Source organism: Pseudonocardia sp. OZ21, assembly GCF_059359135.1.
On the sequence record NZ_JCADBN010000009.1, the window covers coordinates 245,110 to 265,131 of the forward strand.

A 20,022-nucleotide genomic window follows, 5' to 3' on the forward strand; every position below is an offset into this window, starting at 1 on the left:
CGTGCATTCTGCCCGAGTGCGCCCTCCGCTAGCCGATGCGTTCGCGGATGGTCCGGTTGACCGCTCGACCGAACGCCGTGACGACGCCGCGCATGGTGACCGGCTTGAGCTGCGAGAGGGTGGCGGCGAGCTCCTTGCGCTCCTCCGCGGGCCGCCCGCGGTCGCGGTAGGGCTGCAGCACCTCGTCCTGGAACCACTTCATCAGGTCCTCGGCCAGCGCGGTGGTGTGCTGCTCGATGAGCTCGTGGGCCTGCCGCCACACCTCGGTGGGGAGCGCGGAGTCGAGCACGGCGAGTGCGGTGCTGAGCGTGCTGGTGCCGTGGAGCCGGATCCGGCCGTCGTCGAGCACGGTGACGGCGCCGAGCTCGGCCAGCGTGGTGACCTCGTCGGGTGTGAGGGTGCGGCCGGCGCGGCGGTCCAGCTCGGCGCGGTCGATCTCCTCGATCTGTTCGGGCACCCACGGGGTGAGCAGCGCGCGCTGCAGGGCGAGCTCGGCCGCGCCCGCGCTTGGCGGAAGCCGCTCCAGGTGGGTCTCGATGGCCGACAGCGTGAAGCCGAGTGCCGAGAGCTCGCTGACCAGCTCCAGCCGGGCCAGGTGGTCCTCCCCGTACAGCCCGGTGCGTCCGCGCAGCTGCGGCGGGGGGAGCAGGCCCCGTCCGGCGTAGAAGCGGATGTTGCGGACGGTGATCCCCGTGCGCTCGGCCAACTGGTCGATGGTCATGAGGTCGCCCTGATCAGGAGCGGGAGAAGCCGCCATGACCGTCACAGTACGTCACGCCTTGACCTATGTGACAGTATTACTGTAACAAAAAGTGGAAAATGAGCTCGGCCGTCGATGAGAGGTTCGCATGAGCGAGATCCCCGAGGCGTACATCTATGACGCCGTCCGCACGCCGCGCGGCCGCGGCAAGTCCTCCGGTTCGTTGTACGAGGTCAAACCCATCTCGCTGGTCGTCGGCCTGATCCACGAGCTCAGGAACCGGTTCCCGGATCTCGACCCGGCCACCATCGACGACGTCGTGCTCGGCGTCGTGTCGCCCGTCGGCGACCAGGGCGGCGACATCGCCAAGGCCGCGGCGATCACGGCCGGGCTGCCCCACACCGTGGCCGGGGTGCAGCTCAACCGGTTCTGCGCGTCGGGCCTCGAGGCGGTCAACGTCGCTGCTCAGAAGGTGCGCTCCGGGATGGAGGAGATGGTCCTCGCCGGCGGCGTGGAGGCCATGTCGCGGGTGCCCATGGGATCCGACGGCGGCGCCTGGGCGATGGACCCCGAGACGAGCTACGACACGGGCTTCGTGCCGCAGGGGATCGGCGCCGACCTCATCGCCACGCTCGAAGGCTTCTCCCGCGAGGACGTCGACACCTTCGCCGTCGAGTCGCAGACCCGCGCCGCCAAGGCCTGGGCCAACGGCTACTTCGCCCGCTCGGTGGTGCCGGTGAAGGACCGCAACGGCGTCACGGTGCTGGACCGCGACGAGCACATCCGGGCCGGGTCCACCCTGGACAGCCTCGCGGGCCTGCAGCCGTCCTTCGCGATGATCGGCGAGGCAGGCGGGTTCGATGCCGTGGCGCTGCAGCGCTACCACTGGGTCGAGAAGATCGACCACGTCCACCACGCAGGCAACTCCTCCGGCATCGTCGACGGCGCCGCGCTGTGCCTCATCGGCACCGAGGCCGCGGGCAAGGCCGCCGGGCTCGCCCCGCGCGCCCGCATCGTCTCCACCGCGCTGTCGGGAGCCGACCCCACGATCATGCTCACCGGCCCGGCTCCGGCCAGTCGCAAGGCGCTGGCGAAGGCCGGCCTGACCGTCGCCGACATCGACCTCTTCGAGATCAACGAGGCGTTCGCCGCCGTCGCCCTGCGGTTCATGCGCGACCTCGACCTGCCGCACGACAAGGTCAACGTCAACGGTGGCGCGATCGCCATGGGCCACCCGCTGGGTGCCACCGGCGCGATGATCCTCGGCACGCTGGTCGACGAGCTCGAGCGCCGGGACCTCCGCTACGGCCTCGCCACGCTGTGCGTCGGCGGCGGCATGGGCATCGCCACCGTCGTCGAGCGACTCTCCTGAGCGGAGCTTGCGGAGCGAATGTCAACGCTCCTGAGCGGAGCCGGCGGAGCGAACATCAGCGCAAGAAGGGAACCTGCAACCGTGACTGAGCCACAGGCCGTCCGCTGGGAGCGCGGCGAGGACGGGATCGTCGTCGTCACCCTCGACGACCCAGGTCGTAGTGCCAACACGATGAACGACCGCTACGTCGCCGCGATGGGCGCGTGCGTCGACGCGATCGTCGCCGACAAGGAGAACATCGCCGGCGTGATCCTCACGTCGGCGAAGAAGACGTTCTTCGCAGGCGGCGACCTCGACTCGATGAGTAAGGCGACGAACACCGACGCCGGAGCCGTCATGGAGAACTCCATGACCGTCAAGAAGCAGCTCCGCAGGCTGGAGACGCTCGGCCGCCCGGTGGTGGCCGCGATGAACGGCACCGCGCTCGGCGGCGGCCTGGAGATCGGGCTGGCCTGCCACCACCGCATCGGGCTCGACGCCCCCGGCGTGGTGTACGGCCTCCCCGAGGTGACGCTCGGCCTGCTGCCCGGTGGGGGCGGCGTCGTGCGGATCACCCGGATGCTCGGCATCGCCGACGGCTTCATGAAGGTGCTGGCACAGGGGCAGCGGCACAAGCCTGCCGCCGCGCTCGAGATCGGCATCATCGACGAGCTCGCCGCCGGCCCCGAGGAGATGCTCGACAAGGCGCGGGCCTGGATCGCCGCCAACCCCGACGCCGCACAGCCGTGGGACAGGCCCGGCTACAAGGTGCCCGGCGGCACCCCGACCACGCCGAAGCTCGCCGCGATGCTCCCGGCGTTCCCCGCCAACCTGCGCAAGCAGCTCAAGGGCGCCCCGATGCCGGCCCCGCGCAACATCCTCGCCGCGGCCGTGGAGAGCACCCAGGTCGACGTCGACACCGCGTTCCGCATCGAGGCCCGCTACTTCGTCGAGCTGGTCACCGGTCAGGTCTCGAAGAACATGACCAAGGCCTTCTTCTTCGACCTGCAGGCCATCAACGGCGGGAAGTCGCGTCCGGACGGCCACGACAAGTGGCAGCCCCGGAAGGTCGCCGTGCTCGGCGCCGGGATGATGGGAGCGGGCATCGCCTACTCCTGCGCGCTGTCGGGCTGGGAGGTCGTCCTCAAGGACGTCACGCTGGAGGCTGCGGAGAAGGGCAAGACCTACTCCGAGAGCCTCGTGGCCAAGGGCGTCAAGCGCGGGAAGACCACGCTGGAGAAGGGCGAGGCGCTGCTGTCGCGCATCACCCCCACCGGCGACTACAACGACCTCGCGGGCTGCGACATCGTCATCGAGGCCGTGTTCGAGTCGGTGCAGCTCAAGCAGGAGGTCTTCCGCGAGGCCGCCAAGTACATCGAGCCCGACGCCCTGCTGTGCTCCAACACCTCCACGCTGCCCATCACCGAGCTCGCCGCTGGGGTCGACCGCCCGGGCGACTTCGTCGGGCTGCACTTCTTCTCCCCGGTGGACAAGATGCCGCTCGTGGAGATCATCCGGGGGGAGCGCACCTCGGACGCCACGCTGGCCAAGGCGTTCGACGTGACCATCGGGCTGAAGAAGACCCCGATCGTCGTCAACGACAGCCGGGGCTTCTTCACCAGCCGCGTGATCGGCACCTTCCTCAACGAGGGTGTCGCGATGCTCGCGGAGGGCATCGACCCGCAGACGATCGAGCAGGCGTCGGCGCAGGCGGGCTACCCGGCGCCGGTGCTGCAGCTGATGGACGAGCTGACCCTCACGCTGCCCCGCAAGATCCGTGAGGAGTCGAAGGCGGCCGCGCTGGCTGCCGGCGGCACCTGGGAGCCGCACCCGGCCGATGCGGTCATCGACCGGCTGGTGGAGGAGTTCGACCGCAAGGGCAAGAGCTCCGGCGCGGGCTTCTACGAGTACGCCGACGGCAAGCGGGTGCGGCTCTGGCCGGGCCTGCGCACCGAGCTCAGCGCCACGAACCACGAGGTCGACCTGCACGAGCTGTCCGAGCGGATGCTGTTCGTCGAGGCGATCGAGACGCAGAAGTGCCTCGATGAGGGCGTGCTCACCTCGGTGCCGGACGCCAACATCGGTTCCATCTTCGGGATCGGTTTCCCGGCCTGGACGGGTGGCGTGGTGCAGTACGTGGTGGGCTACCCGGGCGGCCCCACAGGCTTCGTCGCGCGGGCCGACGAGTTCGCACGCAAGTACGGCGACCGCTTCCAGGTACCGGAGAGCCTCCGCAAGCGCGCCACCGAGGCCGCCGCAGTCGCCTGACCCCGGCGGGCGCCCGCGCTCCTTCGTTGCAGCAAAGCCACTTTCATGCAAGCAGGTTGCGTGAAAGTGGCTTTGCTGCAATCAGGGGCTGCTCGCGTCGCGGACCACTGCCGCGAGGGTGCCGCTGTGCTCCAGCACCTCGCGTTGCCTTCTCGCGCCGGTGCCGCGGCTCAGCACCGTGGCGAGCAGGTCGTGCACCGTGTCCAGGTCGCCCGCCTCCTCCAGTGCAGATCGGACGTGCTCGACCAGGCGTCCGACCACATCGGTGGCCGGGGCGGGGCGCCAGCTGCCCGGGTCGAGCAGCATGCCGTCCATCCCGGAGCGGCCCGCCTGCCAGGCGGCGAGCCGGAGCACCTCGGTGCGCACCGGGTCGGGCTCGTCGCCCGCCTGCCAGCCGTCCACGGCGGTCTGGACGAGACCGCGGGTGAGCGCCGCGATCAGCACGGCGTCGCCGGGCTCCCGGCAGACGTCGGCCACGCGCACCTCGACCGTCGGGTGCTGGCGGGACAGCCGGGCGTCGAGGTAGAGCATTCCCTCGTCCAGCACTGTCGCGGTGCCGAGCACGGAGTCCACGAACGTCCGGTAGGCCGCGGCGGAGCCGAACGGCCCATAGGGCCCCGCGGAGGGCCACCGTTGCCAGACCTGGCTGCGGAAGCTGGCGTATCCGGAGTCCTCGCCCAGCCAGAACGGCGAGTTGGCGCTCAGCGCGATCAGGGGGGCCAGCCAGGGGCGGATCCGGTCCAGGACGGCCACACCCTCCTCGGCGGAGTCGATCGCCACGTGGACGTGGCAGCCGCAGGTGAGCTCCTCGGACACGGTGCGTCCGAAGCGGCGGGCCATCTCCTCGTACCGGTTCGACGGCGACAAGGTGGGCTCCACGGCCAGTGGGGACGTGGCCAGCGGAGCGAGGGCAACACCTACGTCCGCTGCCGCCGTTGCCGCGGTGGCCCGTGTGGAGCGCAGCTCCGCGTCCAGCTCGTCGAGGGTGTGGCAGGGCTTCGTACCGGTCTCCACCTGCTCCCGGTGCAGCTCGGCGGTCAGGTCGTCAGCCGGGCCGTCGGCCGCGGAGACGGCGAGCACCGCCTGGCCGACCGCTCGCGGCCGACCGGTTGCGGGGTCGACCAGAAGGAACTCCTCCTCGACGCCCACTGTCCGTACCGTCACCCGCAGGAGTATGGCCGGAGCCCGGCGAGCCGCTCGGCGGGGCACGGGCCCGACGTGGCGCGCCGCCCGCGCCGGGGGTTGAAATCGGATCTCTTGGGCACAATGGACGTGTGGCCGACTGGGTGTTCGCGATCGTCGACCGTCTCGGAGCGGCAGGTGTGGGGCTGCTGATCCTCCTGGAGAACCTGGTCCCGCCGATCCCGTCCGAGGTGATCCTGCCGCTCGCCGGGTTCCGGGCGCGGACCGGAACTCTCAACGTCCTCACGGTGTGGCCGGCGGCCACCGCGGGCTCCGTACTGGGGGCGCTGCTGCTGTACGGCCTCGGAGCGTGGCTCGGCTACGACCGGCTGCATCGCCTCGCTGCGCGCCGCTGGTTCGTGCTCGCCAGCGAGAAGGACCTCGACCGCGGTCGCGAGCTGTTCGACCGGCACGGCGGCAAGGTGGTGCTGTTCGCCCGGTGCGTCCCGTTCCTGCGCAGCGTCGTGTCGATCCCGGCCGGCATCGCCGGCATGCCGTTGGGCCGGTTCCTGCTGCTCACGACGATCGGCAGCGGGGTCTGGAATGCTGTGTTCATCACGCTCGGCTGGGTGCTCGGCGAGAACTGGGACAGCGTGGAGGGATGGCTCGGGCCGATCAGCTACGGGGTCATCGGACTGGTCGTCGTCGGGTTGGTCATCCTCGTGATCCGCAGGGTCCGCGCGCGTTCTGTCGCCTCCTGACCTCAGGGTTCCGCCGTTCGGTGGTGCTGTCTCGGCCGAATGCCGTCGATCTCGGTCCCCGGCTTGCTACGAGGCGTGGTCCTGGGTCAAGCTTCCGCGCCGGTTCAGGACTGGAGATGATCGAGGTGGGCGTGGCGACGGAACAGGAGTGGTCCGAGGACCGGATGCGCTTCGCCCGCGATCCGGGGTCGGATCGACCGGCGGAGCTCGCAGAGGCGATCGGTCCGCTGGCCCTCGAGTTCGTGCGTCTCACCGAGATGCTGGCGAGCGAGACGACGGTCGCGGGTGTGTTGCAGCGGGTCGTGGACGCCACCTGCGTCGCGGTGCCGGGGGCCGACCTCGTGAGCGTCACGTTGCGCGCGCCGGGCGGATTCCACACGCCCGTGGAGACCGAACCGCTGGCCACCCGGCTCGACGAGGTGCAGTACCGCCTCGACGAGGGGCCGTGCGTGGAAGCCACGCGGACGGCGGGCCTCGGGGTGACGTTCTGCTCCGATCTGGGGGACTGTCCGGAGTTCCCCCGCTTCGGGCAGGCCGCCGCGGGCATGGGTGTGGGCAGCGTGCTGGCGGTGGGTCTGTTCCCGCACGGCGGTGACGCACCGCGGATGGGGGCGCTCAACATCTACTCGCGAGAGGTCGGTGGCCTCGACGACGTCGATCGCGACATCGCGCTCGTGCTGGCGGCGCACGCCTCCACGGCGCTCGCCGCCACCATGGCCTGCACGGCGGCCGACCTGGAAGCCGCTCAGCTGCGCCAGGCCTTGAACAGCCGCGACGTCATCGGCCAGGCCAAGGGCATCCTGATGGAGCGCCGCAAGATCTCCGCCGACGACGCCTTCGACATGCTGCGCTCGGCGTCGCAGTCGCTCAACCTGAAGCTGACGCGGGTCGCGCAGACGCTGGTCGACCGGCGCACCGACATCTGACGGCGGGTCCGGCTGCCCGTTACGGCACCATGCTCGGGTGCTCCGGACCCAGGCGATGCGGCTCGCGGGGGTGCGCAAGCGCTACCGCGGCCCCGGCGAGGTGCTCGCCGGCGTCGATCTCGACGTTCCGCCGGGCCGTCCCGTCGCCGTGGTCGGCGGGAACGGGGCAGGCAAGTCCACGCTCCTGCGGATAGCGGCCGGGTGCACGGCCCCGACGGCGGGCACGGTGTCGGGGCGGCCGCGGGTGGTCGGGTTCCTGCCCGGCCGCTTCCCGGCGTCGTCGCGGATGCCCGTGCGGGCCTACCTGCGCCACCTGGCCGCGCTGCACGGCGTGCCGCGCGCGGATGCGGGGCGGGACGCCGACGACCTGCTCGACTCGCTCGGCTTCACCGGTGACGCGAGCGCCCCGGTCGCCCTGCTCTCGACAGGGAACGCGCAGAAGGTGGGCCTCGCCCAGGCGTTGACCTGCCTGCCGGACCTGCTGGTGCTGGACGAGCCGTGGTCGGGCCTGGACGCGACGGCGGCCGCGGCGCTGGACCTGCGGCTCGAGGCCGAGTGCGCTCGCGGTGCCGCGATGCTCCTCGCCGACCACACCGGGCGAGCGGCTGCGCTGCCCGGAGCGGCGGTGCTGCGCCTCGCGGACGGGGTGCTGACGCCCGCCGCCATGGACACCGGTCCCGGCACCGGCGCTGCGGACGACCCGGTGGACGTCGTGCAGACCGTCGTCGAACTGCGCTGTCCCGCCGATCCCACCGATGTCCTGCGCGCGCTCCCGCCCGTCGCGGAGTGCTGGACCGTTCGTGGGCAGCTGACGGTACGGGTGCCGGCGGAGCGCGGCGACGCCCTGCTCGCCGCGGCGCTCGCGGCGGGGTGCTCGGTGCTCGCCGTGTGGCGGGAGGGTCCCCGGTGATCGGCCCGGCGGTGGGCAGCGGTCCTGCACGCACGCTGGCCGTCGCCCGGTTCCTGACCGAAGACGTCCTGCGGTCGCAGCGGTACCTGCTGCCCCTGCTGGTGTACCTGGCCGTCCTGGGTGTGCTGTTCGGTGGTGACCCGGGAGCGCCGCCCGGCGCGTGGCCGGCGTCGGCACTGGCGCTCTACCCGATGGCGGTGTGGCTCGCGGTGATCGTCGCCAACACGGAGGACCCGGTCCAGCGAACCGTGACCGTCGCGGCGGCCGGCGGTGTCGTCCCGGTGGTCACCGGGACGCTCCTGGTGGCTCTGGCAGGCGATCTCCTGCTCGTCGTCCTGCCGGTGGGCTGGCCCGTCGTGTTCGGCGGGCACGCGTACCCGCCGTCGGTGCTGCTGCTCGGCGGTGTCGCCCATCTCGTCTGCGCCGTCACCGGCACGGCCGTCGGGCTGTTGTGTGCGCGCCCGCTGGTGGAGCGGATCGGCTGGTCCTTCTGCCTCGGGACCGCGATCGTGGTGGTGACGGCCGTGCAGCCGTGGCTGCCGCCCGTCGGCGTCGCCGTTCGTGCGCTCACGACCCTCGGGCCGCCTCCGTTCGCCGCCGCCGTGCTGAGCCTCGTTCTGGCGCTGGGCGCCGCCGCCGTCGTGTGGACGGTCGAGCGGCGCCGCTGACGGCTGCCGCACGTCTCGCTTGACAGGGCGCCCCGTTGGCTCCATGGTTAGCTACATGAGTAACGAACCGACGAACCGCAAGCCTCGGTGGTCGGGGTGAGGGACGACGGGCGCCCCCTGTTCGCGCAGATCGCCGAACAGATCGAGAGCTCGATCGTCGACGGAACGTTGGCCGAGGAGGCTCAGGTGCCCTCGACCAACGAACTGGCGGCCTTCCACCGCATCAACCCGGCCACGGCGGCGAAGGGCGTCAACCAGCTGGTGGCCGACGGAGTGCTCTACAAGAGACGAGGAATCGGGATGTTCGTCGCGACCGGGGCCCGGACGCAGCTGCTGGAACGCCGCCGCGAGGACTTCGCGCGGCAGTACCTGGCCCCGCTCCTGGCGGAGGCTCGCAAGCTCGGCATCGACACCGAGCAGGTCAAGAAGATGATCGATGTCTGGGGGGACGAGAGATGAACGTCATCAGGATGAGCGGGGTGACCAAGCGATACGGCCAGGTCAACGCGCTCGACGAAGTGAGTATGGAGCTGGCCGAGAACCGGATCCACGGGCTGCTCGGCCGCAACGGGGCCGGCAAGACCACGGTGATGCAGATCCTCACCGGCCAGGCCTTCGAGACCTCCGGAGGGGTGGAGGTGTTCGGGGAGCACCCGTACGAGAACGCGGGCGTGCTGAGCCGGATCTGCTTCATCAAGGAGAGCCAGCGCTATCCCGACTTCTTCAAGGTCAAGCACGCCCTGCGCGCGGCCGAGCTGCTCTACCCGAACTGGGACGCCGGGTTCGCCGCGGAGCTGGTCTCCGACTTCGGGCTGCCGGTCGACCGGGGCATCAAGAAGCTCTCCCGCGGCATGCTGTCCGCCGTCGGTGTGATCATCGGGCTCGCCTCGCGGGCACCGCTGACGTTCTTCGACGAGCCCTACCTCGGTCTCGACGCCGTGGCGCGCCAGCTGTTCTACGACCGGCTGCTCGCCGACTACGCCGACCGCCCGCGCACGGTCGTGCTGTCCACCCACCTGATCGACGAGGTCAGTGACCTCATCGAGCACGTCGTCCTGATCGACAAGGGGCGCATCCTCCTCGACGAGGACGCCGACACGCTGCGCACCCGGGCTGTCACGGTCACCGGGCCCGTCGCCTCGGTCGAGTCCTTCGTCGCAGGCCGCACCGTGCTGCACCGCGAGCAGCTCGGCGGCTTCCTGCGCGCCACCGTGTCCGGTGTCCCCGACCGCCCCTCCGTCGGCGGCCTGGAGTTCGAACCGGTGTCCCTGCAGCAGCTCGTCGTCCGCACCACACAGATGAACGGCCCGCTCAACGGTCAACCGGTCGGGGCCGGCATCGGGGGGAACAGATGAACCGCGTGCTCGACGTCGTCCGGGTCCAGCTGGTGAACTGGCGGGGGATCTTCGCCTGGCCGCTGGGGATCCTCGCCCTCACGCTCGTCCTCAATCTCGTGATCTTCGGTGCCCTGTCGGACGACGTGCCGCCGAACGGCCGGGTCACCGGCAGCCTGGTGTCGATCTACATCGTGATGTTCGTGGCGCACCTGCAGACGATCACACAGGTGTTCCCGTTCGCACTCGGGCTCAGCGTCACCCGGCGGGCCTTCTATGCCGGGACCACGTTGCTGGTCGTGGCGCAGGGGCTGCTCTTCGGTCTCCTCCTGCTGCTGCTCGAGCTGGTGGAGCGCGCGACCGGTGGGTGGGGGATCGGCCTCCGGTACATCGGGCTGCCGTTCCTGGTGCAGGACAACCTCGTGCTGCAGTGGCTGGCGTACGCGGTGCCATTCCTGGCGTTCTCGGCCATCGGGGTGTGCTTCGGCGTGGTCTTCAAGAGGTGGGGGCAGACCGGGATCTACGTCGTCACCATCGCCGTGGTCCTGGCGCTGGCCGGCTTCGTAGCCGTGGTCAGCCGGCAGGGGTGGTGGCCCGCGGTCGGCACGTTCTTCACCGACCAGTCGACCTTCGCGCTACTGGCGGGCTACCCGCTGGTGATCGCGATCGTGCTCGGCGCGGCCGGGTGGCTCGCGCTCCGGCGCGCCACGCCGTAACCCGAACCGGTGGGCGGCATTCCTCCTCCGCACTGTCGAACCGGCACCACCCCGTTCGTACAGAGGGTGGGACGCCGGCACGGGGCCGGCGGCGATGCCGAGGAGGAATGCCGTGGGAGTGCTCACCGTGGTGGAGAATTTGACCCTCGACGGAGTGATGCAGGCGCCGGGCCGGTGCGACGAGGACGTCCGTGGCCGCTTCGCGCACGGCGGCTGGGCCGCGCCGTACAGCGACCCCGTCATGGCGGAGACGATGGGGAAGGGGATGGCCGCCCCGGACGTGTCCCTGCTGTTCGGGCGGCGGACCTACGAGGACTTCGCCGGCTTCTGGCCGAAGCAGGCCGACATCCCTGTCACTGCGGTGCTGAACGCCCGTCGCAAGTTCGTCGTCTCGACCACGCTCGACGGGCCGCTGCCGTGGCAGAACTCCGTGCTCCTTCCCGGCGGGGCGGCGAAGTCCGTGGCCGTGCTGAAGGAGGAGGTCGACGACGACATCGTCGTGCTCGGGAGCGGGGTGCTGTGCCACACACTGGTGCAGCACGGCCTCGTCGACCGGTACACGCTGCTGGTCCACCCGCTCGTGCTGGGCACCGGGCGCCGGCTCTTCACGGACGGCGCCGCGTTCGCCAGACTCCGGCTCGTCGAGTGCGTCCCGACCACCACCGGCGTGCTGATCGCCACCTATCAGCCTGCGGACGCCGACCAGTGAGGAGGCGCGCCCGATGAAGCAGTACCTGCTGAGCATCTACCAGCCCGACGGCGACCCGCCCCCGCCCGAGGTGATGGACCCGATCATGCGCAGGCTCAACGCCCTGAACGAGGAGATGCAGGCGGCGGGCGCCTGGGTCTTCGCCGCGGGCCTGCACCCGCCGGGGACGGCCACCGTGCTGCACGCCGTCGAGGGCGACATGCTCGTCACCGACGGCCCGTTCGCCGAGGGCAAGGAGTATCTGGGCGGCTTCACGGTCATCAGGGCGCCCGACCTCGACGCCGCGCTGGCGTGGGGCCGCAGGCTCGCCGAGGTGATCACGCTTCCGATCGAGGTGCGCCCGCTGTACGGCGAGGGCTGACCGTCCCGTGCCGGTGCTGCCCGTCGGGGAGATCGAGCGCGTGTTCCGTGCGGAGCACGGCCGTGCCGTGGCCGTGCTCGCCCGGGTGTTCGGCGACCTCGACATCGCCGAGGAGGCGGTCCAGGACGCGTTCACCGCTGCCGTGCAGCGCTGGCCCGCCACCGGACTCCCGCCGAGCCCGGCCGGATGGATCATCACGACCGCCCGCAACCGGGCGATCGACCATCTCCGTCGCGAGTCCTCCCGGGACGACCGGCACGCCGCGGCCGCCCTGCTGCACGTCCGCGCCGCCGACCAGGACGAACTCGCGCAGGAGGGTGCCGTGCCCGACGACCGGCTCCGCCTGATCTTCACCTGCTGCCACCCGGCCCTGGCCACCGCGGCGCAGGTGGCGCTCACGCTCCGGCTCCTCGGCGGCCTCACCACCGCCGAGATCGCCCACGCGTTCCTGGTGCCCGAACCGACCATGGCCCAGCGGCTCGTGCGCGCGAAGGGCAAGATCCGGGACGCGCGGATCCCCTACCGCGTGCCGGACGACGCCGAGCTCCCGGCACGCCTGCGTGTCGTGCTCACCGTCGTCTACCTGATCTTCAACGAGGGCTACACGGCGAGCTCGGGCGACCGGCTCCTCCGCGAGGACCTGTGCGCCGAGGCCGTCCGGCTCGGACGCCTGCTCGCCGAGCTCATGCCCGATGAGCCGGAGGTGATCGGGCTGCTCGCGCTGATGTTGCTCGCCGACTCCCGCCGGGCGGCGCGCACCACCGCGGACGGCGACCTCGTGCTGCTGGCCGACCAGGACCGGGGCCGCTGGGACCACGACCTCGTCGGTGAGGGGCAGGCCCTCGTCCGGCGCTGTCTGCACCGCAACCGGCCCGGTCCCTACCAGATCCAGGCGGCGATCAACGCCGTGCACAGCGACGCGCCCACCGCGGCCACCACCGACTGGGGGCAGATCCTGCAGCTGTACGACCAGCTCGTGGCGCTCGTACCCGGCCCGGTCGTGCGGCTGCACCGCGCCGTGGCAGTGGCCGAGGTGGAGGGATCGGAGCAGGCGCTCACGCTCGTCGACGCTCTCGACCTCCGCGGCCACCACCTGTTCCACGCCGTGCGCGCCGACCTGTTGCGGCGGCTCGGGCGCGCCGCGGAGGCGGCGGACGCCTACGAGGCCGCGATCGTGCTGGCCGGCAACTCGGCCGAGCGCGCGTTCCTGCGCCGCGCGCGTCGGCTCCTCGACGCCTGACGGTGGGACGGTCTCACTTGCACTTCTTGTCGACCGCCACCAGCTGGCCCGACGGCTGGAAGCCCTGCACCTTGTTGTTCTCGATGCGGTTGCCGCAGCCCGAGGTCTCCGGCTCGGTGATGACGTGGGTCTCGATGATGTTCTTCAGGGCCGGGGCGTTGCCGGTGGTGATGTTGCCGGTGACGGTGCCGCCGTAGCCCTTGAAGTCCACCACGGAGTCGGCGAAGTTCTCGCCGCTGATGGCCGAGCCGTCGAACCGGTTGCCGGCGATCAGCGTGCCGCCGGTCTCCTCCTTGACGTCGACGTTCTCCGCGGTGATCCGCTGGAACGTGTTGCCGACGACCCGGTTGTTCATCGACAGGTCGGGGCGGCCGTCGCTGTACTTCTTCCAGTTGCTCTTCGCGCTGCCGACGTAGACGCCCTCGCCGTACTGGGGCTGGTTGAGGCCGGTGTTGCGGATCGTGGAGCGCTGGATGGTGTTGTTGCTCGACGCGCTGCGGAAGTGCACGGCCTCGTCGCCGGTGTCGCTCACGGTGAGCGAGTCGAGCAGGAGGCCGGTGCTGCCGTCGGTCATGACGCCCTTGCCGCCGCCGGAGACCGAGAACCCGACGAGCTGCCAGTGGCTCGCGCCGTCGAGGTGCAGGGTGTAGTCCTTGCCGCTCCCCTTGATCACGGCGCCGGCGGGACCGCTGAGGGTGATGGGGGCGGCGGCGGTGCCGGAGCGGGTGATGACGACGGGGTCGTAGGTGCCTGCCGCCATCCGGATGGTGTCGCCCGGCCGGGCTGCGGCCAGGGCCTTCTCCAGCTGCGAGGTGCCGCTGACCTGGACGGTGGTGCCGCGACCGCGGACCACCGCGAGCAGGTCGGCGGCAGACACGGTCGCGCGGTTCGGCTTCGCCGCGTCGTTCTTCTCGTCGGCCTCGCTGTCCTTCTGCGGGGCCTTCTCGGGCTCTGCCTCCTCCTGCGTCGAGGACTCCTCGCCGTCGGAGTCGCGGGAGGCCTGCCGGTGTGCGGAGTCGACCGTGTCCTTGCGGGGGTCACCCGCCGGCACGACCGGATCCGTGTGCGTGGCAGGAGCGGCGTCGCCGCCGAGGGTCGGCATCGCCCACAGGACCACTGCCACGACGAGGAGTACCCATCGTTGAACCTGCATCCGCATGACCTCCGCGCTGGCGGATCGATGTCGGGGCGATCAGCACCTGGAGTGGAGAGGCTAGGGGGCGGGGCTTCCGGCGCGTGGCGTTTTGGATCATCCCGCCGATAATCAGTCGTTGCTGGTCGCCGATCGGTCACCGGCCCGGTCGACCCGGGCGAGCAGCCGGGACATTACGCCGTTGAACGCAACGGGTTGCTCCAAATTGGGGAGATGTGCTGCGTCCTCGACGACCACCAGTTCGGCCTCGGGCACGAGTCCGGCGATCGTCCGGGCGTCGGACACCGGCGTGAGGTCGTCCTCCGCCCCGGCCACCACCACGGTCGGCACGGCCACGGACCGGAGGCGCGGGAGATGGTCGGGACGCTCGGCGCGGGCGCGCTGGGCCGCGGCCGCCCCGCCGGGGTCGGTGGCCCGCATCATGGCGAGCACGTGGTCGGCGACGGCGGCGGGAGCCCGCGTCGTCACCATCCGGTAGAGCATCTCCACGGCGTAGGGGTCCATGCCCTCGCCGAGCAGCCGGTCGGCCATGGCGAGGCGGTCGGCGCGGGAGGGCTCACCTGCCGCCGTGGTGTCGGCCAGCAGGAGCCCGGCCACGCGGGAGGGGTGGCGCCGCTGCAGCTCCAGCGCGATCTGGCCGCCCATCGACAACCCGGCCACGACGGCGCGGGGTATCCGCAGGCCGTCCAGCAGGCCGGCGAGATCGTCGGCGAAGGCTGCCCAGTCCGGGACGGCTCCCGGGCTGGCGCCGTAGCCGCGCAGGTCGGGGACGATCACCCGCCGCTCGGCGGAGAAGTGCTGCAGCTGCGGGTGCCACATCGACCGGTCGAACGGGTGCCCGTGCACGAGCAGCAGCGGCACGCCGCGGTCGGGCCCGGCGTCGTCGTAGGCGAGGGTGGCCGTGTCGAGGGTGATGGTGCGCATCGAGCCTCCTGGTCTGTTGACGAACGCAGTGTGCCCGGTGCAATATCTCGGTGCAATGCTGACAATGATCTCGGTGCAATGATGGACGACTTCCGCGTGCTGGCCGACGCCCTCGCCGACGACATCGCGCTGGGCAGGCTCCGCCCTGGCGACCGGCTGCCCACCCAGCGCGTGTTCGCCCGCGACAAGGGCATCGCCGTGTCCACCGCGATCCGCGTGTACTCCGAACTGCTGCGCCGCGGGCTGGTGACGGGCGAGGTGGGCCGGGGCACCTTCGTGCGCGCCGCCCCTCCCGTCCCCGGTCCGGCACTGGTCGAGCCCGTCGCCGCGCGCGTCGACCTGGAGCTGAACTTCCCCGTGCTCCCCAGGCAGGCCGTGCTGCTCGCGCCCGCGCTGGAGGGGCTGCTGCGGCCCGAGGCGCTCGCCGGTGGCCTCGCCGCCGCCACGGCAGGCGGCACCCCCGCGGCCCGCTCCGCCGCCACCGGCGTCCTGGCCCGTGAGGGGTGGGCACCGGAGCCCGCCCAGGTGCTGTTCGCCGGCAACGGCAGGCAGGCGATCGCCGCGGCCGTGAGTGCGCTGGTGCCGGTCGGCGGCAGGCTCGGCGTCGAGGCCCTGACCTATCCGGTGGTGCGGGCGATCGCGGCCCGGCTGGGGGTGGATCTGGTCCCGCTCGCCATGGACGCCGACGGCCTGCTGCCCGACGCCCTGCGCGGCGCGGGCCGCCTCGACGCCGTCTACCTGCAGCCGACGCTGCACAACCCGCTCGGTACGACGATGTCGCCTGCCCGCCGCGCGGCGCTCGCCGCAGTTCTCGCCGAGCGCGACCTGACGGCGGTGGAGGACACGATCTACGCGTTCCTGCGGGATGGTCCCGCGCCGCTGGCGGCGGTGGCGCCGGAGCGGACCGTCCTCGTGGACAGCCTGTCCAAGCGGGTCGCCCCCGGCCTCACGCTCGGCTTCGTGGTCGCCCCCGCCGCGCTGCGGGAGCGCGTCACCGCGGCGCTGCGCTCGGGTGGGTGGATGGCGCAGGCGTTCGCGCTGGAGGCGACCACGCGGTGGATGGCCGGTGGGGTGGTCGCGGAGATCGAGACGGCCAAGCGTGCGGACGCCGCGGCCCGTCAGGCCCTGGTCGCCGAGCATCTCGGCGGGTTCGCCGTGCGTACCGACCCGGCCTCCTACCACTGCTGGTGGGAGCTGCCTGCGCCGTGGCGGGCGGAGACGTTCGTGGCCACCGCCGCCCGCCGCGGTATCGCCGTCACCCCGGCGGCGGCCTTCGCGGTCGGAGCGGGCCACGCCCCGAACGCCGTGCGGCTCGCGCTCGCGGCTCCACCGCTACCGACGCTGGGCGCCGCGCTGGCCGTCCTCGCCGTGCTGGCCAGAGGAACGCCGGGAGACGACGGGGTGGAGTGATCGGGTGGTGGTTACGGTGGGCGCGTGCCCACCGTCCGCCCCTACCGGTCCGACGACCGCGCCGCGCTGGCCGACATCTGCGTCCGCACGGGGGACGCAGGCGAGGACTCCCGCGCGCTGTACCCCGACCTCGACCTGCTGCCGAACATCTACGTGCTGCCCTACGTCGAGTTCGAGCCCGCGCTCGCGTTCGTCGTCGACGACGGCGGCCGGGCCGTCGGGTACGTCGTGGGCACCTCGGACACGCCCACGTTCGTCGAGTGGTTCCGGCGGGAGTGGCTGCCCCCGCTGACCGAGCGCCATCCGCAGCCCACCGGCCGTCCGACCACACCGAGCGCCTGGATGGCCGGCGTGCTGCACCACCCCGAACGGATGCTCGTGCCCGAGGTGGCGGCCTACCCGGCCCACCTGCACATCGACCTGCTGCCGACCCACCAGCGGGCGGGCCACGGGCGCGCCCTGATGTCCACGTTCCTGGAGGCACTGGCCGACGCGGGGGTGGCGGCGGTGCACCTGGGCATGGCCACCGCCAACGCCCGCGCGCGGGCCTTCTACGACCGGATGGGGTTCCACGAGATCCCGGTGGCCGCCGAGCCCGGCACCACCTACCTGGGGCGATCCACCCAGGATGTTCAGGCAGGCCGAGCCCAGGGAATGCCGGACCTCAGACCCTGACGGGGAGGTGCGCGATGATGCGATCGTACGTGCAGGCCCACCTGGACCTGCTGCTGCTCGCCGTGATCCGGGCGGAGCCGGGTGACGGTGCGGCGGTCATCCGGCACCTGCGTGAACGGTCGGGCGGGAAGTTCGTCCCGTCGTCGCAGAGTGTGTACGCGACACTGCACCACCTCGAACGCAACCGGCTCGTCGAGCGCTACCCCGAGCCCCGCAGGTACACGCTCACGAGCTCCGGACGCCGGTCCCTCGAGACGAAGCGCAAGGAGCTCGATTCCTTCGTGGCGGGCGTGCACGCGGTGCTCGGACAGGGCGGTAGCGCGAAAGCACGGCCTACGCGGGCAGACGCCGCGTCTCCCGGATCGCGATCACCGCGGCGAGGCTGATCAGAGCCGTCAGCACCATGTAGGCCGACACCGACAGCGACGTGCCGGTGGAGGTCTGCAGCGCGGTGGCGACCAGCGGCGCGAAGCCGCCGCCGAGCACCGCGCCGACGGCGTAGGAGAACGAGGCGCCGCTGTAGCGGAAGCGCGGCTCGAACATCTCGGCGAACAGAGCCGACTGCGGGCCGTAGGACGCCCCGAGGCCGATCGTCAGGACGATGACGGCGATCACCATCAGGGCCGTGGAGCGGGTGTCGATCAGCAGGAAGAACGGCACCGGCCACACGACGAGGAGCACCGACCCGACGAGGTAGACGGGCTTGCGTCCCACCCGGTCCGACCAGTTCGCCGAGACCATGATGCTCACCAGCCACGAGACGCTGCCGATGATCACCACGATCAGCATCGTCGTCCGGCTCACCTTCAGCACGGACGTGCCGTAGGAGAGCAGGTAGGCCAGGAACACGTAGCCGATGGCGGTGTTGGCGATGAAGCTGACCGACGCCACCACCAGCTCGCGCGGCCGCTCGCGCAGGACGTCGATCATGGGGAGGCGGGCGCGCACCTGCTCGGTCTTCAGCGCCCGGAACACCGGGCTCTCCTCGATCCGCAGGCGGATGAACAGCCCGACGCCGACGAGCACGATGCTGAACAGGAACGGCAGGCGCCAGCCCCAGCTCGCGAACTGCTCGTCGCTGATCGTGGCACCGATGACGACGAACACCAGCTGGGCGAGGATCAGGCCGGCAGGCACCCCGATCTGCGAGTAGGCCCCGTACCGGCCACGCTGCCCGGCCGGCGCGTGCTCCACGGCCATGAGCGCCGCGCCGCCCCACTCGCCGCCTGCGCTGAGCCCCTGCAGCAGGCGCAGCACGACCAGCAGGATCGGCGCGGCGACACCGATCTGGGAGAACGTCGGAAGCAGCCCGACCCCGACCGTCGCGACCCCCATGAGCAGCAGGGACGAGATGAGCATGGCCTTGCGGCCGATCCGGTCGCCGAAGTGGCCCCAGAGGATCCCGCCGACCGGGCGCGCGAGGAACCCGACACCCAGCGTGGCGAACGACGCCAGCGTGGCCGAGGCGGGCGTCAGCGTCGAGAAGAACTGCGAGCCGAAGATCAGCGCCGCGGCCGTGGAGTAGATGAAGTAGTCGTACCACTCGATCGTGGTGCCGACCGCGCTGGCGAGGGCCACCCGCCGCATCTGGTCGGGGCGGGACTCCTCCTCCGCCGCGGCAACAGCAGGCGTCAGCTCAGAGTCCACACGTCCCCCCCTCGTCGTCGCCCACCTTGCGAGCAGCGACCGGGGCATGTCAATGCCCGTGATCGACGCGATCAGCTCTCCGGCCGGTGCAGCACCGCGACGAGCACGGAGTGCAGGACCTCGGCGTCGGCCGGGTCGTGCAGGCGGGCCGTGCCCCCGCGCACGGCGTACCACTCGTCGGCCTCTTCGTAGCGGATGGTGACCCGGACCTCGCCGTCGTCGCTGCAGCCCGTGCGCAGCTCCAGGGCGCCGGTGATCACGCCGACGTCATCGGTCCAGACACCGCCCGGCGGTGCCGTGATGAGGGAGCTGTGCTCAATGGGCATCGTCAACACCTGTTCACCATGTCGAGGAGCGTGGAGCGTTCGGCTGACGTTACCGAAAGATCCCATTTCGACTTGGTGTCGATCCAGAGTGTCGCGTAAGTGCACCAGTACTCGGTGAGCTTCGGCTTCCACAGGTTCGGGGGCTGGTCACCCTTGGCCTGGTTGACGTTGTCGGTGACGGTGAGCAGCCCCGGGCCGTCCAGGTCGTTCGCGAACGCCTCGCGGCGGTCGTCGTCCCAGTCGGCGGCGCCGGAGCGCCACGCCTCCGCGAGCGGGACGACGTGGTCGATGTCGACGTCCGCCGGGTCGGTCCAGGTCGCACCGTCGTACGGCGAGTGCCAGACCCCGCTGACGATCTTGCACGGCGGTTTCACGACGACGTCCTCGCCGTCGCGCTGCAGCACCAGGTCGCGCGTGTCGCAGCCGCCCTTGCCCTGCGTCGACCAGTGCGGGAACCGGTCGCGGGAGTAGCCCCGCATCGACGCGGGCGCCCGCTCCACCAACGCATCGAGCTTGGTGCGCGCATCCCCCGACCCCGGGGTGGTCGACCCCGGCTCGGTGTCGGGAAGTGAGGCGATGGCGGTGCAACCGCCTGCGCCGATGACGAGCAGCAGCGCAGCGATGAGCGCCACCAAGATCCGCACGAGCTGTCCGAGCACGCCCCAGTAGCTCCCATCCCGGTTGCCGGCACGGGGCGAACCCACGGCCACGACGTGACGATCATGCCAGCAGTCCGGTGCGGCGCCCCGGCTGGATTGCAGCAAAGCCACTTTCACGCAACCTCGTGGCATGAACGTGGCTTTGCTGCAACGGGGGTGGGC

22 protein-coding genes are annotated in these 20,022 nt (G+C 71.5%); 15 read left to right on the forward strand and 7 right to left on the reverse strand.

Going from position 1 to position 20,022, the window contains the following annotated elements; translation table 11 throughout:
• Positions 1-28: 28 nt before the first annotated feature.
• A complete protein-coding gene (locus AC5L35_RS21845; protein WP_495061520.1) occupies positions 29-757 on the reverse strand; it encodes a MerR family transcriptional regulator in 729 nt (242 codons plus the stop codon).
• A 91-nt stretch (positions 758-848) separates the two neighbouring features.
• Here AC5L35_RS21845 and AC5L35_RS21850 point away from each other — a divergent pair, with 91 nt between their 5' ends.
• Positions 849-2,072 (forward strand): acetyl-CoA C-acetyltransferase, encoded by a 1,224-nt coding sequence (locus AC5L35_RS21850; protein ID WP_495061521.1) that lies wholly within the window; start codon positions 849-851, stop codon positions 2,070-2,072.
• An 81-nt stretch (positions 2,073-2,153) separates the two neighbouring features.
• Positions 2,154-4,319, forward strand: coding sequence for a 3-hydroxyacyl-CoA dehydrogenase NAD-binding domain-containing protein (locus tag AC5L35_RS21855; RefSeq protein ID WP_495061522.1), 2,166 nt, complete (start codon positions 2,154-2,156; stop codon positions 4,317-4,319).
• An 81-nt stretch (positions 4,320-4,400) separates the two neighbouring features.
• On the opposite strand, the gene AC5L35_RS21860 is transcribed toward AC5L35_RS21855, so the two are convergent.
• The gene (locus AC5L35_RS21860) at positions 4,401-5,483 is read right to left on the reverse strand and encodes a glutamate--cysteine ligase 2 (RefSeq protein ID WP_495061523.1); all 1,083 of its coding nucleotides are present in this window, start codon (positions 5,481-5,483) and stop codon (positions 4,401-4,403) included.
• A gap of 110 nt (positions 5,484-5,593) precedes the next feature.
• On the opposite strand from AC5L35_RS21860, the gene AC5L35_RS21865 reads away from it, so the two are divergent.
• The 10 genes from AC5L35_RS21865 to AC5L35_RS21910 all read left to right on the forward strand — a co-directional run bounded on the left by AC5L35_RS21865 (position 5,594) and on the right by AC5L35_RS21910 (position 13,066).
• On the forward strand, positions 5,594-6,202 hold the full coding sequence (locus tag AC5L35_RS21865) for a DedA family protein (RefSeq protein WP_495061524.1): 609 nt from the start codon (positions 5,594-5,596) through the stop codon (positions 6,200-6,202).
• A 116-nt stretch (positions 6,203-6,318) separates the two neighbouring features.
• On the forward strand, positions 6,319-7,128 hold the full coding sequence (locus AC5L35_RS21870; protein WP_495061525.1) for an ANTAR domain-containing protein: 810 nt from the start codon (positions 6,319-6,321) through the stop codon (positions 7,126-7,128).
• A gap of 37 nt (positions 7,129-7,165) precedes the next feature.
• The gene (locus AC5L35_RS21875) at positions 7,166-8,038 is read left to right on the forward strand and encodes an ATP-binding cassette domain-containing protein (protein ID WP_495061526.1); all 873 of its coding nucleotides are present in this window, start codon (positions 7,166-7,168) and stop codon (positions 8,036-8,038) included.
• Entirely contained in the window at positions 8,035-8,706 is a 672-nt protein-coding gene (locus AC5L35_RS21880; RefSeq protein ID WP_495061527.1) for a hypothetical protein, read from the forward strand. Before AC5L35_RS21875 ends, AC5L35_RS21880 begins: the two co-directional genes overlap by 4 nt.
• A gap of 96 nt (positions 8,707-8,802) precedes the next feature.
• On the forward strand, positions 8,803-9,165 hold the full coding sequence (locus tag AC5L35_RS21885) for a GntR family transcriptional regulator (protein WP_495061528.1): 363 nt from the start codon (positions 8,803-8,805) through the stop codon (positions 9,163-9,165).
• Positions 9,162-10,061 (forward strand): ABC transporter ATP-binding protein, encoded by a 900-nt coding sequence (locus AC5L35_RS21890; protein ID WP_495061529.1) that lies wholly within the window; start codon positions 9,162-9,164, stop codon positions 10,059-10,061. Before AC5L35_RS21885 ends, AC5L35_RS21890 begins: the two co-directional genes overlap by 4 nt.
• A complete protein-coding gene (locus AC5L35_RS21895) occupies positions 10,058-10,756 on the forward strand; it encodes a hypothetical protein (RefSeq protein ID WP_495061530.1) in 699 nt (232 codons plus the stop codon). The genes AC5L35_RS21890 and AC5L35_RS21895 overlap by 4 nt, the downstream gene beginning before the upstream one ends.
• 112 nt (positions 10,757-10,868) lie before the next feature.
• Positions 10,869-11,465, forward strand: coding sequence for a dihydrofolate reductase family protein (locus tag AC5L35_RS21900; protein WP_495061531.1), 597 nt, complete (start codon positions 10,869-10,871; stop codon positions 11,463-11,465).
• A 13-nt stretch (positions 11,466-11,478) separates the two neighbouring features.
• Positions 11,479-11,826: a YciI family protein gene (locus AC5L35_RS21905; protein ID WP_495061532.1), complete on the forward strand. Its 348-nt coding sequence runs from the start codon at positions 11,479-11,481 to the stop codon at positions 11,824-11,826.
• Positions 11,827-11,833: 7 nt separating this feature from the next.
• Positions 11,834-13,066 carry an RNA polymerase sigma factor gene (locus tag AC5L35_RS21910; RefSeq protein WP_495061533.1) on the forward strand — a complete coding sequence of 411 codons (1,233 nt, stop codon included), beginning with the start codon at positions 11,834-11,836 and terminating at the stop codon, positions 13,064-13,066.
• A 13-nt stretch (positions 13,067-13,079) separates the two neighbouring features.
• On the opposite strand, the gene AC5L35_RS21915 is transcribed toward AC5L35_RS21910, so the two are convergent.
• Together AC5L35_RS21915 and AC5L35_RS21920 are read right to left on the reverse strand one after the other, a co-directional pair.
• Complete coding sequence (locus AC5L35_RS21915) at positions 13,080-14,219, reverse strand: right-handed parallel beta-helix repeat-containing protein (RefSeq protein WP_495061534.1); 1,140 nt, start codon at positions 14,217-14,219, stop codon at positions 13,080-13,082.
• A gap of 111 nt (positions 14,220-14,330) precedes the next feature.
• Positions 14,331-15,143, reverse strand: a complete 813-nt coding sequence (locus AC5L35_RS21920) for an alpha/beta fold hydrolase (protein WP_495061535.1) — start codon at positions 15,141-15,143, stop codon at positions 14,331-14,333.
• A gap of 81 nt (positions 15,144-15,224) precedes the next feature.
• Here AC5L35_RS21920 and AC5L35_RS21925 point away from each other — a divergent pair, with 81 nt between their 5' ends.
• From AC5L35_RS21925 to AC5L35_RS21935, 3 genes are read left to right on the forward strand one after another with little or no spacing between them, the layout of a single operon-like run.
• Positions 15,225-16,553 (forward strand): aminotransferase-like domain-containing protein, encoded by a 1,329-nt coding sequence (locus AC5L35_RS21925; RefSeq protein WP_495061616.1) that lies wholly within the window; start codon positions 15,225-15,227, stop codon positions 16,551-16,553.
• A 24-nt stretch (positions 16,554-16,577) separates the two neighbouring features.
• The gene (locus AC5L35_RS21930) at positions 16,578-17,228 is read left to right on the forward strand and encodes a GNAT family N-acetyltransferase (RefSeq protein WP_495061536.1); all 651 of its coding nucleotides are present in this window, start codon (positions 16,578-16,580) and stop codon (positions 17,226-17,228) included.
• Positions 17,229-17,242: 14 nt separating this feature from the next.
• A complete protein-coding gene (locus AC5L35_RS21935; RefSeq protein ID WP_495061537.1) occupies positions 17,243-17,614 on the forward strand; it encodes a PadR family transcriptional regulator in 372 nt (123 codons plus the stop codon).
• Here AC5L35_RS21935 and AC5L35_RS21940 read toward each other — a convergent pair.
• From AC5L35_RS21940 to AC5L35_RS21950, 3 genes are all read right to left on the reverse strand, one after another.
• The gene (locus AC5L35_RS21940) at positions 17,562-18,815 is read right to left on the reverse strand and encodes an MFS transporter (RefSeq protein WP_495061617.1); all 1,254 of its coding nucleotides are present in this window, start codon (positions 18,813-18,815) and stop codon (positions 17,562-17,564) included. The two genes, AC5L35_RS21935 and AC5L35_RS21940, sit on opposite strands and share 53 nt — an antisense overlap.
• Before the next feature lie 131 nt (positions 18,816-18,946).
• Complete coding sequence (locus tag AC5L35_RS21945; RefSeq protein ID WP_495061538.1) at positions 18,947-19,201, reverse strand: hypothetical protein; 255 nt, start codon at positions 19,199-19,201, stop codon at positions 18,947-18,949.
• A gap of 2 nt (positions 19,202-19,203) precedes the next feature.
• On the reverse strand, positions 19,204-19,911 hold the full coding sequence (locus AC5L35_RS21950; protein WP_495061539.1) for an HNH endonuclease family protein: 708 nt from the start codon (positions 19,909-19,911) through the stop codon (positions 19,204-19,206).
• Positions 19,912-20,022: the final 111 nt, after the last annotated feature.

Bases quoted from the DNA above. Each gene is read 5' to 3' on its own strand.
- AC5L35_RS21890 (WP_495061529.1), top strand. From the start codon at position 9,162: ATGAACGTCATCAGGATGAGCGGGGTGACCAAGCGATACGGCCAGGTC.
- AC5L35_RS21850 (WP_495061521.1), top strand. From the start codon at position 849: ATGAGCGAGATCCCCGAGGCGTACATCTATGACGCCGTCCGCACGCCG.
- AC5L35_RS21915 (WP_495061534.1), bottom strand. From the start codon at position 14,219: ATGCAGGTTCAACGATGGGTACTCCTCGTCGTGGCAGTGGTCCTGTGG.
- AC5L35_RS21845 (WP_495061520.1), bottom strand. From the start codon at position 757: ATGGCGGCTTCTCCCGCTCCTGATCAGGGCGACCTCATGACCATCGAC.
- AC5L35_RS21920 (WP_495061535.1), bottom strand. From the start codon at position 15,143: ATGCGCACCATCACCCTCGACACGGCCACCCTCGCCTACGACGACGCC.
- AC5L35_RS21870 (WP_495061525.1), top strand. From the start codon at position 6,319: ATGATCGAGGTGGGCGTGGCGACGGAACAGGAGTGGTCCGAGGACCGG.
- AC5L35_RS21925 (WP_495061616.1), top strand. From the start codon at position 15,225: ATGGACGACTTCCGCGTGCTGGCCGACGCCCTCGCCGACGACATCGCG.
- AC5L35_RS21940 (WP_495061617.1), bottom strand. From the start codon at position 18,815: ATGCGGCGGGTGGCCCTCGCCAGCGCGGTCGGCACCACGATCGAGTGG.
- AC5L35_RS21895 (WP_495061530.1), top strand. From the start codon at position 10,058: ATGAACCGCGTGCTCGACGTCGTCCGGGTCCAGCTGGTGAACTGGCGG.
- AC5L35_RS21935 (WP_495061537.1), top strand. From the start codon at position 17,243: ATGATGCGATCGTACGTGCAGGCCCACCTGGACCTGCTGCTGCTCGCC.
- AC5L35_RS21945 (WP_495061538.1), bottom strand. From the start codon at position 19,201: ATGCCCATTGAGCACAGCTCCCTCATCACGGCACCGCCGGGCGGTGTC.
- AC5L35_RS21905 (WP_495061532.1), top strand. From the start codon at position 11,479: ATGAAGCAGTACCTGCTGAGCATCTACCAGCCCGACGGCGACCCGCCC.